We start from the raw sequence: 13465 nt of genomic DNA, 5'->3' as shown, positions 1-13465 counted from the left end.
GTGGTCAAGCATGAATTCATGTCTGTAAGCCGGTGGAGCTTGATTTATCATGTGGGGGCAGACCCTTGGGAAAAAGCCAGCCTGTGTTCAGCGCATAAGTCTGAAAAGTTCGCCTCAGCAGCAAATAGCTAGAATCATCGTATGTTGTCTTCTCCTCTACAGCAGATAACGGATATAAATATAAACATGGGCCAATGCCAAAGACACAAGGGTTATTGGAGCTCCCACTTTCAGAAATTCCAAATAACTGAAGCTTTTGCCCTCTTTGGCGGCGAGTCCGGCAACGATAACATTGGCGGAAGCGCCGATAATTGTGCCATTTCCTCCTAAACAAGCGCCTAAAGCAAGCGACCACCAAAGGATATTGATAGGATCCGAATCAACGGCAAGTCCAAGTCCCTCAGCCATGTCTTTAATTAAAGGGATCATCGTAGCAACAAAGGGAATATTGTCAATGGTTGCTGATGCAAGACCTGAACCCCAGAGAATCAATAATGAAGCTGTAGTGATGTCTCCTTCCGTCACATCTAGAGCTTTCATGGCTATCGTTTTAATTAAACCAACCTCTTGTAAACCTCCTACTAAGCTAAAAAGGCCAGCAAAGAAGAAAATCGTTACCCACTCAATAGAATCAAAGGCTTTTTCGACATCGTGTTCCTTAAGACCTAAAAGCATGAGCAAAATTGCACCGGTTATCGCGATAACAGCGGCATCAACATGAATAATGGCATGAAGCATGAATCCGAGAATCGTCAGTGATAAAATAAGTAAAGATTTCTTCATGAGCAGCTTATCCTTGATATAATCGCGTTCATTCAGCTCTAAAAGTTTAGTTTGCAAAGCAGGATTAGGCTGCAGTTGCTTTCTATACATGAAATACAACATGAAAAGGGTAACAACGAAAATAAGGATCGTAATAGGCGCTAAATTAAGTAAAAAGGCATTAAAGGTTAAATGAGGGTTGGCAGATCCGATCATGATGTTGGGAGGATCTCCAATGAGTGTAGCTGTACCTCCTATATTGGAAGCAATGATTTCAGACATCAAGAAAGGGATTGGATTAATTTCAAGTATTCGCGTAATCGCAATGGTGACAGGAACGACCAATAAAACGGTTGTCACATTATCCAATAGGGCGGAACCAACAGCCGTTAACACAGATAGTACGAGTAAAATTCGCAACGGATCCCCCTTCACAGCTTTCGCGGCGCGGATGGCAACGAACTGAAATACACCCGTTTGATTTGTAATTCCAACGAGAATCATCATCCCAATAAGAAGTGTGATGGTTTCCCATTCGATATACTGTTGAAACACTTTGTGCACATCTAGAATACCGGCAAATACCATGATCACAGCACCGAGTAAGGCAATGACCGCTCGATTGACTTTCTCAGAAATAATAAGCGCATAAGTCACAATAAAAATAATTAAGGCAACCCAAGTTAACATGTTTTCCTCCTAAAATAGGGATCTTTGAGCTATGCTCAAAGTCTCTCCGCTTGCAAGCTTAAGCTTGACTGACTCTAAATAGAAATTATTATGTCCAAATTCAAGGAGAACCCCAAAAAACGCAAAAAGAAGCCTGCAGTGGCAGGCTCCTCCGGTGATCTCCGTATTAAATTATTTTTCATTATACGGGCTGATTTCTGTTTTGTAAATAAGAAGACTTGGACATATCCCTATTCTATAAGCATATACTTGTACAAAGTTTTGTCTAGTTAAATAGGTACAAGTTCTTTTGCGTAGGGGGAAAACGATGAAGATAAGAGTCAGGATTATCCTATTATGGAGTGCGATCATCAGTTTACTTTTGTCACCATTTGGACAAGTAGAGGCAGCACCGCCTGGCATCCGTACGAATGCTGTGGGTGCTTCCCTTATTGATGTGGAGTCAGGCCGTATCCTCTACAGTGAAAAAGGGGACACGCCTATGCGAATAGCCAGCTTGACCAAAATCATGACCGCAATCATTGCGATTGAACAAGGTAAATTGACGGATAAAGTCAAAGTGAGTAAAAATGCGTTCGGCAAGGAAGGTTCTTCCATTTATCTGAAGCTTGGCGAAGAAATGCGTCTGCACGACATGCTGTATGGTCTGATGATGCGTTCTGGAAATGATGCAGCTACCGCTATTGCTGAGCATATAGGAGGAAGCGTGGAAGGCTTCGTCTATTTGATGAATGAAAAGGCGAAGATGCTCGGTATGGAACATTCGCATTTCACGAATCCCTCGGGTCTCGATGAGGGAGATGGTCATCGCTCTAGTCCAAATGATATGGCTAAGCTGACGGCTTATGCGCTAAAAAATCCCGTATTTCAAGACATTGTTTCCACGAAAATCAAGAAAGTGCCGAACCCGAATGAACCTTGGGATTATTCGTGGCTTAATAAAAATAAGATGCTGTCTCTCTTTGAAGGAGCTGACGGTGTGAAAACAGGCTATACGAAGCTTGCTAAGCGCTGCTTGGTCTCATCAGCAACCAGAGGCGGCCAGCAGCTCGTCGTTGTTACGCTCAATGATCCGGATGATTGGGGGGATCATGCTCGATTACTCCAATATGGCTTTAATTATTATCCGTTACAAACGATTGTCAAAAAAGGCGATGCCGTGGAGGGCACTCCGTGGGTCGCGGGGAGGACGTTTTCCTATCCATTAGCTGAAGGTGAAGCAGCCCAACTGACTCGGAAAGTTGCATTAGTCGATCCTGCTTCTATGGAATATCGGTTAGCAGAACGAGGGACGCTGCAATTTACACTCAACCAGAAGTCCATTCAAACCGTACCCATCTATGATTCAACAAGTCCGTTACTGCAAACGACCAGTAAGTCTACTTTCTCTTTTAAAGAAGGTAATGCTTATCAAGAAACATGGCTTTCACACTATGGATATATTTGCAGATTGTTAGTACAGAGCCTGTTCACAGTCTCGGAATCACAATGGGCGAATTAAACTAAAACTTAATCTTACGATGCCAGTTTTGATAAAGCAAAACTCAAGTTTATGCTTATGATGCTAGTTTTGCTAAAGCAAATCTTATAGGAGGCCATACGATATGGTGAATTGGATTTGGCTGTTTTTTATTGTCGTTGGATTCGGCGTGGCGGCATTGAATGGGAATATTGAGACTGTCACACAAGCCGCTTTCGATGGTGCTAAGAGTGGTGTAACGGTCTGCTTTGGATTAATTAGTGTGTTGGTCTTTTGGATGGGAATGATGCGGATAGCCGAGGATGCTGGTCTTCTAAGCAAACTTGCGAGATTATTGCAGCCGGCGGTTCGTTTCTTATTCCCTAGTGTTCCTAAGAATCACCCAGCCATCGGTTACATCATGTCCAACATGAGTGCCAATATTCTTGGTCTTGGGAACGCAGCTACCCCCATGGGAATTAAGGCGATGCAGGAGCTGCAGAAGTTGAATCCCGATAAAGACACGGCTAGCACGGCTATGTGTACCCTTTTAGCGCTTAACACATCAAGTATTACTCTGATTCCTACCACGTTAATCGCCATTCGGATGAATTACAATTCTTTAAATCCTGCGGAAATCGTCGGCACAACGCTCATTGCCACTATCATTTCGACAGCTGCAGCTATTTTTGTGGATCGATGGTATCGAAGGTCACGCTCCCCCATCCCTCCTTTGAAAGGATGATTACGAATGTATGCCTTCGTTTCGCTTATCTCTGCATGGGCAATCCCAATCATGATCGTCTTCATTCCTTTATACGCGGCCTATCGAAAGGTGCCGGTTTATGAATCGTTTGTTGACGGAGCAAAAGAGGGCTTTGATACAGCTATCAAGATCATCCCCCATCTAGTCGGCATGATGGTAGCCATATCAGTCTTCCGCGCCTCCGGTGCGATGGATTTATTAATTGGCTGGATGCGTCCATTCTTTGAAAGCATCGGCGTTCCAACCGAAGTGCTGCCATTGGCCATTCTGCGTCCGATTACTGGAGCGGGTTCGCTCGCTTTTACAACGGATCTTATTGAGCAGTTTGGCCCAGATTCTATGATTGGCCGCATTGCTTCTACGGTTCAAGGGAGTACGGATACGACTTTATATGTGATTACGGTATATTTCGGCGCTATCGGTATTCGGAAGGCTGGTTATGCGTTAAAAGTAGGACTTATTTCTGACTTAGTCGGTTTTGTAGCTTCCATCATCATCTGCTTTTTGGTATTCACTTAGAATGATTACTTCATGTGCCTTGCTACCGAATCACAGTCTCAATATGTCTTCGCTCTTGAGATTTACATAGAACTCCGTTATCATTAGCTTGAGGTGAAAGCGGATCATGGAAAGACTGCAAAAAGTATTAGCCGAAGCGGGGATCGCATCCCGTCGGAAATGTGAGGAAATTATCACAGCGGGACGTGTTCAAGTGAATGGTGAAGTCGTCACCACGCTTGGCGTGAAAGTAAACACGGAAGAAGATGAAATTAGAGTTGATGGACGTGCTATTGGTCAACAAAAGAAGATCTATGTGATTTTGAATAAGCCCAAAGGTGTTATTACAAGTGCTACGGACCCAGAGGGACGTAAAGTGGTCACGGACTTCTTGCCTGGGATTAGAGAACGCGTTTATCCAGTCGGACGATTGGATTATGATACGGAAGGGTTGCTCCTTCTGACGAATGACGGTGAATTTGCCCATTTACTCACGCATCCCAAACATCATGTGCCCAAAACCTATCAAGCCACAGTCAAAGGGGTACCGCACGGAACGTTATTAGACAAGCTAAAAACGGGTATACAGTTAGAGGATGGCATGACGGCTCCGGCTGAAGTTGAATATGCGGATGTAAATATGGAGAAGAATGAGTCCATTATTCAAATTACGATCTACGAAGGTAGGAATCGACAAGTCAGACGTATGTTCGAGGCCATTTCCTTTCCTGTGATCAAATTAAAGCGGATTAAATTCGGTCCAATCTTTTTAACGGGCTTGCCTAGAGCCAAGTATCGTCACTTGACGCCAAAAGAGGTTGAGGAGCTTAGGAACGAGGCTCTCAAGACACATAACGTTCAAAAAGGCCAATAAGAATTGGCCTTCTTTTCGTTATAATATAAGGTATATACCTATGTGAAAAAACTAACATTGTTAAAAAAAGCGAAGGTGATTATACGTGGGTCCAAATAAGAAATGGGTGCAGATTGGGATTTTTGCGGTCGTGCTTATTATTGGCGTATTTACCATTATTACCAATTTATCGGCTTCTGACAGCAAGAAGTATCCGCAACAAGGCGACAAAGCGACGAATTTCTCCTTAGTTGGATTAGATGGTAAAACGCATGAATTATCGGATTATAAAGGCAAACCGGTTTTGGTTAATTTCTGGGGAACCTTTTGTCCGCCGTGCAAAGAAGAAATGCCTGCTCTCCAAAAGCAATATGAGAAATGGAGCAAAGAAGGCGTGGTTTTCTTAGAGGTCAACGTTGATAAGAATAAAGTAACGGTTCAAAGCTTCATGGATCAATATAAGTTGAATATGCCCGTGCTTTTGGATGCCAAAGAAGTCGTACGAAAGCAGTACGGTGTCATGGATTATCCGACCACCTTCTTTATTGGAACAGACGGCAAAGTAAGCATCAAAAAAATCGGCCAAATGACTGAGACTTTTATCGATGAATCGATCGCAAAGTTAGTTAACAAATCTTAAAATGAACGAATGCTTAAAGTTTTCAGGAGGTCATCATGTTCTACAACACCAAATGCGATTGCGGGCATCAGAATCCCACAGGCACTACGCTTTGTGAATCTTGTGGTAACCCGCTGATTGACACGGAGGGCAGAGATATACTAGAAATGCGGTACGACGGTATGGCCCGTCGTTCTCAGAAATCGAACCCTACTTTGCTAGATAAAGTCTGGAATTTCTTTTCCTCGGTTAAAATAGCGGTATGGATCATTATTTGGACGGTCGTCGCATCTGCTGTAGGTACTATTTTTCCACAAGAAAATACGTTCTTAGATATGGATCCGGCTCAGTATTACTCGCAAAACTATGGGACACTTGGGACCATTTATCACTTTCTAGGCTTCTCTCACACGTTTAGTTCTTGGTGGTTCATAACACTGTTATTCATGATAGGAACATCTTTAGTCATTTGTAGTTTGGATCGGGTTCTGCCCTTATATCGCGCGCTATCTAAGCAGCAAATCCGCAAGCATTTGAATTTTCTCACGAGACAGAAAGTAACCCTTGTTGCCGAATTGCCGCCGGGTACGGATGAGGAAGCATGGACAAAGAAGCTCGGTGATCATTTGCGTAAAAAAAATTACCGTGTACATACAGATGGAACAGCCCTTTTAGCTGAGAAATACCGTTTTAGCCGCTGGGGCCCTTATATCAATCATATTGGTCTCATTATTTTTCTGATCGGTGTATTAATGAGAAGCATTCCAGGTTGGCATATGGATGAGTACATGGGTATTCTGGAAGGGGAAACCAAGCAAATCCCTCACACTTCTTATTTCATCAAAAATGAAAAGTTCACGTTGGAGCTGTACGACGAGAAAGATTTGCCAGAAAGTATTAAGGCTAAAGGACAAATTGTCCCGAAAACCTATGAAACTCAGGCAGTTTTGTATCATTGTTCCGCGGATTGTGACGACTCATCCAAAGAACCGGTGCTAACCGAAGTGCACAAAGAGAATATCATCGTGAATCATCCGCTTGATTACAAAGGGCTTCAAGCTTATCAATTTGATTATAAGTCTACTCCAATGCTAATCTCCGTGAAGCCCACACTTAGCAATCCTGCAACGGGTGAGTCTTATGGAAGTTTTGAATTGCCGATGAATAATCCTAAAGATGAATATCAAGCAGGTCCTTACAAGCTGACGCTGAAAGGGTATTTCCCCGAGTTTGGTCTTGAAAAGGGACAGCCCATCAGCAAGTCGAATGAGCCCAAAGCACCTGCATTTATATTTAGCATCACAGGTCCCGATCTAGCAGCAAACGGCGTACCTTACCTGTACTTCCCAAGACAAATAGATAAAGAAGCGTTCTCTCAAGATACAATTAACGGCCCCATAAGCCAAAAACTGAAACTAGCTGTCGGCTCCATGGAAGGTGTTCAATTTGCCAATTACACAACCTATCTGAACATTCGTGTAGACAAGGCTATGCCTTATATCTGGGTAGGATCTGCGATATTCATGATTGGTGTGATTATGGGCTTCTATTGGCAGCATCGCCGGATCTGGATTCGAATTGACAGCGGGAAGTTAACTCTTGGTGGACATACGAATAAGAACTGGTTTGGACTTCGGAATGAAGTAGCAGCAGCACTTAAAAAGAACAATTTGGAAGTTTCACCGAAATCATTAGATATTGGAGGGGACCAGGGGTGAATGTGAACTCACTGAGCAGCACCTTTTTACTTATAGCTTTTTTCGTTTACCTCATTGCATTTCTATTATTTGTCCTCTCGATAACGGGTAGGAAATGGAGTAACCGGGACCCTGAACAACATACGAAGCGATGGGGATTTGTTGCTTTCATAGCTTCACTAGTTGGATTTGCGTGTCACGTGACTTTCTTTTTTACCAGATGGGCAGAAGGTAATCATATTCCGACATCGAATATGTACGAATTCATGACCTTTCTAGGTATGATGATCATGTTTGCCTTCTTGATCGTGTATCTCATTTATCGCACACCAGTCCTTGGTGTTTTCGCATTACCCATTGGCTTTATCATTATTGCTTATGCTTCTGTTTTCCCGAGTGAAGTACAACCCTTAATACCGGCCTTGCAAAGTTACTGGCTCAAGATCCACGTAACAACTGCAGCTACGGGAGAAGCGTTCTTCGGAGTCGGCTTTGCCGGGGGACTGATGTATCTGCTTCGTGCTGTAGATTACAAAGGAACATCCAAAGTGGATAAGCGTGAGCAAAGAGGTGTGGAGCTTACCATCTTTTTCATTCTGATGTTAATCGCCTTCATTGCTTCCATCTTTACATTTAATGGTTCTGGCTATAAAGCCGTTTTCTCAAGCGAAGTCACGACCAATGCACAAGGTCAACAAGAAACGAGTATTCACAAAGAAACGTATGTATTGCCTCCAATTGTGAAGCCTTATGATACGAAGGTTGATGAAATGAAGCCTTTCTTGGGCATGACGGAACCTTTATTCACAGCTCCATCTTGGATGGAAGGTGCAAGTGCAGGACGTAAGTTGAATACGGTCATTTGGTCGATTCTTGGAGGTCTTCTGCTCTATGGACTCGCACGTGTTGTTGCACGTAAGCCAATAGGAGCAGCGATTGGACCCATCGTCAAAGGAATGGACCCGGAGGATCTGGATGAAATCAGCTATCGTGCCATTGCGATCGGCTATCCGATTTTCACATTAGGCGCATTGATTTTTGCGATGATTTGGGCTCAAGAAGCATGGGGCCGTTTCTGGGGTTGGGATCCCAAAGAAGTGTGGGCCTTAATTACGTGGTTGTTCTATGCGGTGTTCTTGCATCTTCGTCTCTCCAAGGGCTGGCAAGGTAAGAAATCAGCTTGGTTGACTGTTATTGGATTTATTGTAGTTATGTTTACATTAGTTGGTGTGAACCTTGTTATTGCAGGTCTTCACTCCTATGCAGGTGTATAAATCATTCGAACTTAATTAGATAAGGATGTGAAGCTCCATGGAAATGAAAGCTAGCATACTCGTTGTTGATGATGAGGAACGAATTCGTCGTTTACTCAGAATGTATTTGGAAAAAGAGGGCTATATCATTGAAGAAGCAGAAGACGGTGAGACCGCGCTGCGGATGGCCACAGAAACGGACTATGACTTAGTGCTGCTAGATGTGATGCTGCCTGGTATTGATGGGATTGAAGTTTGCGCACGGCTTCGTCAAGTGAAGTCAACCCCTGTCATTATGCTGACAGCCAAGGGCGAAGAGACGAACCGAGTGAGTGGATTTGAAGTTGGTGCAGATGATTATGTCGTCAAACCTTTCTCACCGCGAGAAGTCATCTACCGGGTTAAAGCAATTCTGCGTCGTTCTTCGGCGACAGCGTACTTGTCCAAGGATGCGAGTTCGAGCAACAATATTGTATTTCCTAACCTCATTATCGAACATGATGCGCATCGGGTAACCGCTGGAGGACAGGAAGTAGCGTTGACTCCGAAAGAATATGAGCTGCTGCATTATTTGGCCGTATCTCCGGATAAAGTGTTCTCACGTGAGGAACTGCTTAAGGATGTTTGGAACTATGAATTTTTTGGAGACCTGCGTACTGTAGATACTCATGTAAAAAGACTCCGTGAAAAATTAAACAAAGTATCCCCGGATGCTGCGGCAATGATCACGACCGTATGGGGAGTAGGCTATAAGCTAGAGGTGCCCAAATAACGTGTTTATTTTCAGAAGTGTCGTAGGTAAGCTCTGGTTAACGATTATTGGCCTAGTTGGGGTTGTTCTGCTCATACTAGGTTTTTTTCTTGTCAATTACATGGAAAATTATTTTGCTCAAGCGAATGATCAAACGAAAAACATGAAGAATATGGCCACCAAATTCTCGGAAGAAGCTTCGAATCACATGTATGATGAGCAGTTTTATCAATTGAGTAATGAACTGTTAAGCTTTCAAGATGCTAAAATGCTGGTGATCTTCACCGATATGAAGGAAATGGTTATTCCTTCGACTCAAGGAAGTAATTTAGCCAGTTTCCATGTAACTGATTTTTTCACAGAAGCGGAGCTCAAACAAGTATTCGCAGGACAGACGAAGGACAAACAAGTCAATAAGTCCAGTACAGGGAAAATTAAATCAGGGGCTGAGTACCTCGTTGTTGCCGTACCGTTAAGAAATCTTCAAGGCACCATCGTTGGCGCAACGCTGCTGTATCAATCACTACAATCGTTAGAAGCAACGCAGTCCTACATGTTGAGATTGTTTATCTATGTATCCATAGTCGGCTTCCTTATGACGACTTTCTTCGCGTTCTTCTTATTTTCTCGAATTACTAGACCGCTTCAGCAGTTGAAGAAAGCAGCTGATTTCATCACCATGGGGGAGTATGGTACCCGTGTACCTATTCTGTCCAAGGATGAAATTGGCGAGCTGGCCAAAACGTTCAACCACATGGGCGAGAAGATGCAGGAAAGCATACGAGCCCTTAGTCAGGAAAAAGAGCATTTATCCAGTATACTGCGAAGCATGACCGATGCGGTCATTACGCTCGATGCGAATGGATCTGTTATGCTGACCAATCCGCAAGGTGAGAAGATTGTGCAAGAGTGGAGCAAGATTGAGTGGTCAGAGGATGATGAGGAGACTAGGCGTTTCCGCAAACCGGATACAGCGCTCGGAGATTGGGGATTAATGAGCTACAGCAATCCTTACTCGATTCCAATTCCTGTGCCGCTGATTCCGTTGTTTGAAGCGGTGGTTGACGAATCCTCGGAAGCAGCCACGAAGCTTCACGTGCAAAACGGTGTGTGGTCCGTCGCGATGACACCGTTGTACACGAGCGATCAGGTGCGCGGCGCCGTGGCTGTACTCCGTAATGTCACAGAGGAGGAGCGCCTCGATAAGCTGCGCAAGGATTTCGTGGCGAACGTGTCGCACGAGCTGCGTACGCCGATCTCGATGCTGCAGGGCTACAGCGAAGCCCTGCTGGATGACATTCCCTCCACGCCGGAGGAGCGCATGGAGCTGGTGCAGGTCATTCACGACGAGTCGCTCCGCATGGGGCGCCTCGTACGTGACCTGCTCGATCTGGCGCGGATGGAAGCCGGCCATCTCGAGTTGGTCTACAGGGAGGTCGAATTCGACTCCCTGGTCAGACGCATGCACCGCAAATTCGCGGTGCTGGCCAAAGAGCGCAGCATCACGCTAAGCGCTTCGCTGCCTGAGGAGCCCCTCATCCTTGGGCGGGGGGATGAGGATCGGCTTGAGCAGGTGTTAACGAACCTGCTCGACAATGCTTTTCGGCATACGGCCTCTGGGGCACGTATTGCCATTAAGGCAGAGACCGCCGTCTACAAGGATCGGCCGGCGATCCGCATTGAGGTCTCCGACGAGGGGCAGGGGATTCCTGCCGACGACCTGCCGTTCATATTTGAACGCTTCTACAAGGCGGATAAAGCCCGAACGCGCGGTTCATCGGGTGGTACAGGGCTTGGACTTGCCATCGTTAAAAATATCATAGATGCGCATCACGGCAGCGTGACTGTACAAAGTACTTTGGGACATGGAACGACTTTTACTTTGCTTTTACCATGTGAGCCTTAATAAGCTATAAATAACGTAATTCGACATAAGAAGAGGCGTTTGCTGAGAAAACTCACAGCAAACGCCTTTTAATTTGTAGAATATTCAGACAAAATCTTGTTGTTCGTGAAACACTTTGTTACTTAAACGCTATTAGGTTATACCGTAAGCGCACGTACATTCACGATTTCTGCTTGATTTGTAAGGTCAGCCAGCACTTCAGCAGGAGCTGATTTATCAATAGTAAGGACCATGATCGCTGATCCACCAATGACTTTACGACCTACTTGCATCGTTGCGATGTTCACATTATTGCTACCTAGAAGTGTACCAACACGGCCGATAATACCTGGTTTGTCGTTGTGGGAAATCAACAACAGGTTGCCTTCTGCTGCGAAATCAACCGGATATTGATCGATACGAACGATTCGTTCTCCATAGCCTGCAAGTAAAGTACCAGCAAGTGTTTTCTCTTCTTGCTTCGTTTTTACAGTAACTGTAACTAGATTTGTAAAGCTGTTGGATGTGTTTGATGTTTGAACAACGATATTCACATCGCGTGATTTAGCCAAGTGCATGGCATTCACGATATTAATAGACTCTAGTTGGTTCTCGAACACACCTTTTACGATGTAACGTGTTAATTGACTTGTATCTACATCAATCAAATCACCCGCATAGTTTACAACAATTTCATAAACAGCGCCTTGTGCGATTTGACCAAGAATGGAGCCGATTTTTTCGCCGAGTCCAAAGTAAGGTTGAAGTTTATTCAATACATTAGCTGGTACTGGCGGTAAGTTAACTGCATTTTTGAAAGGTTCATTACGCAGGATATGAAGGACTTCTTCAGAAACGTCAATCGCTACGTTTTCTTGAGCTTCAATTGTAGAAGCACCAAGATGTGGGGTTACAATGATTTTAGGGTTGTTCAAGAATGGGTGATCCTTTTGTGGTGGCTCTACTTCGAATACGTCGAATGCAGCTCCGGCTACAATTCCTTGATCAATCGCTTCAACCATTGCCATTTCATCAATAATACCGCCGCGTGCACAGTTGATAAGGCGCATACCCTTTTTCATAATGTCGAATTGCGGTTTAGAGATCAGGTGGCGCGTTTCTGGCGTTAGTGGCGTATGAACCGTGATAAAATCTGCTTTTGCAACAATTTCATTAACTGTACCAAGCTTTACGCCAATTTTCTCAGCGCGTTCTTCTGTCAAGAAAGGGTCATACCCGATGACTTCCATACCAAATACTTTAGCACGTTTGGCTACTTCGCTGCCGATACGTCCCATACCGAGAATACCAAGCGTTTTGTTACGAAGCTCAACACCGATAAATTTACGATCCCATTCACCGCCAACTGTTTTCTTGTAGGCTTGCGGGATCATACGTGCTGTTGACATCATCATGGCAAATGTAAGCTCACAAGTAGCAATCGTATTTCCGTCCGGTGCGTTGATGACGATAATACCGCGTTTTGTTGCTGCTTCCAAATCAATATTGTCTACACCAACACCTGCGCGGCCAATAACTTTAAGCTTCGTTCCGGCATTCATGATTTTCTCAGTTACTTTCGTTTGGCTGCGAACTAGAAGCGCATCATATTCACCAATGATGGCAATGAGCTCATCTTCGGATAAACCAGATTGCTTAACCACTTCAACATCGTCTGCATCGTAAAGCATTTGAATTCCCATGTCACTAATTGGATCGGATACTAGAACTTTGTACATAATTCGAACCCTCCTTAGAATATGAACATAAAAAAACTCCCAACCCCTCGGGTACAGACACGTATGTCTGTAGCCAAAGGGACGAGAGATTGCTTTCGTGGTACCACCCTAGTTCGCTGCCCATTCACATGGGTAGCCTCAATTGGTCTTGCGACCTGGAACTGTAACGTGTTCCTATTCCGATTGCATCTACTTCATTCAATGCAATAACTCTGGAGTGCTCCGCAAAATGTTCGCTACCGATTCGCACCTACCATCGGTTCTCTGAAAGCTACTTTACTTGCTTGGCTCCGTCAACGCTGTGCTGTGATATAGAATTTTCATAAGATTAACATGCGTTTGAAATCGTGTCAATACATGTCGAATCAATTTCACATGAAAGTCATAATTGAAATATGAATGACTGATTTTCCAAAGCTTTTCGTTTATTTTAAAGCAAGGACGCTTAGAAAGCAATGCTATTTCACTTGTATTTTAGCCCGATTTTCGCTAT

Annotated in this window: 11 protein-coding genes and 1 other annotated feature; of the genes, 9 read left to right on the top strand and 2 right to left on the bottom strand. The window is 44.2% G+C overall.

What is annotated here, in order from left to right:
* Window positions 1-156: 156 nt before the first annotated feature.
* A complete protein-coding gene (locus NYR53_RS21070; RefSeq protein ID WP_261301153.1) occupies window positions 157-1452 on the bottom strand; it encodes an ArsB/NhaD family transporter in 1296 nt (431 codons plus the stop codon).
* A 307-nt stretch (window positions 1453-1759) separates the two neighbouring features.
* On the opposite strand from NYR53_RS21070, the gene NYR53_RS21065 reads away from it, so the two are divergent.
* From NYR53_RS21065 to NYR53_RS21025, 9 genes are all read left to right on the top strand, one after another.
* On the top strand, window positions 1760-2953 hold the full coding sequence (locus tag NYR53_RS21065; protein ID WP_261301152.1) for a D-alanyl-D-alanine carboxypeptidase family protein: 1194 nt from the start codon (window positions 1760-1762) through the stop codon (window positions 2951-2953).
* 103 nt (window positions 2954-3056) lie between these two features.
* Window positions 3057-3656 (top strand): nucleoside recognition domain-containing protein, encoded by a 600-nt coding sequence (locus NYR53_RS21060; RefSeq protein WP_047674091.1) that lies wholly within the window; start codon window positions 3057-3059, stop codon window positions 3654-3656.
* Between the two features lie 6 nt (window positions 3657-3662).
* Window positions 3663-4196, top strand: a complete 534-nt coding sequence (locus tag NYR53_RS21055) for a spore maturation protein (RefSeq protein WP_029192970.1) — start codon at window positions 3663-3665, stop codon at window positions 4194-4196.
* 106 nt (window positions 4197-4302) lie between these two features.
* Window positions 4303-5049 (top strand): pseudouridine synthase, encoded by a 747-nt coding sequence (locus NYR53_RS21050; protein WP_047674099.1) that lies wholly within the window; start codon window positions 4303-4305, stop codon window positions 5047-5049.
* A gap of 85 nt (window positions 5050-5134) precedes the next feature.
* Window positions 5135-5668, top strand: coding sequence for a redoxin domain-containing protein (locus NYR53_RS21045; protein WP_261301151.1), 534 nt, complete (start codon window positions 5135-5137; stop codon window positions 5666-5668).
* Window positions 5669-5703: 35 nt separating this feature from the next.
* Entirely contained in the window at window positions 5704-7365 is a 1662-nt protein-coding gene (gene resB / locus NYR53_RS21040; RefSeq protein ID WP_261301150.1) for a cytochrome c biogenesis protein ResB, read from the top strand.
* Window positions 7362-8618, top strand: coding sequence for a cytochrome c biogenesis protein CcsA (gene ccsA, locus NYR53_RS21035; protein WP_290428951.1), 1257 nt, complete (start codon window positions 7362-7364; stop codon window positions 8616-8618). The genes resB and ccsA overlap by 4 nt, the downstream gene beginning before the upstream one ends.
* A gap of 37 nt (window positions 8619-8655) precedes the next feature.
* Window positions 8656-9369, top strand: a complete 714-nt coding sequence (locus NYR53_RS21030; protein ID WP_029192975.1) for a response regulator transcription factor — start codon at window positions 8656-8658, stop codon at window positions 9367-9369.
* Window position 9370: 1 nt separating this feature from the next.
* The gene (locus tag NYR53_RS21025) at window positions 9371-11254 is read left to right on the top strand and encodes a sensor histidine kinase (protein WP_261301149.1); all 1884 of its coding nucleotides are present in this window, start codon (window positions 9371-9373) and stop codon (window positions 11252-11254) included.
* A gap of 137 nt (window positions 11255-11391) precedes the next feature.
* Here NYR53_RS21025 and serA read toward each other — a convergent pair whose 3' ends face one another.
* Window positions 11392-12972, bottom strand: a complete 1581-nt coding sequence (gene serA, locus NYR53_RS21020; RefSeq protein ID WP_261301148.1) for a phosphoglycerate dehydrogenase — start codon at window positions 12970-12972, stop codon at window positions 11392-11394.
* 74 nt (window positions 12973-13046) lie between these two features.
* Window positions 13047-13278, bottom strand: a binding site (T-box leader).
* Window positions 13279-13465: the final 187 nt, after the last annotated feature.

Source organism: Paenibacillus andongensis (assembly GCF_025369935.1).
Taxonomy (GTDB): Bacteria; Bacillota; Bacilli; order Paenibacillales; family NBRC-103111; genus Paenibacillus_E; species Paenibacillus_E andongensis.
This window is presented reverse-complemented; position numbering and strand designations above follow the sequence as displayed.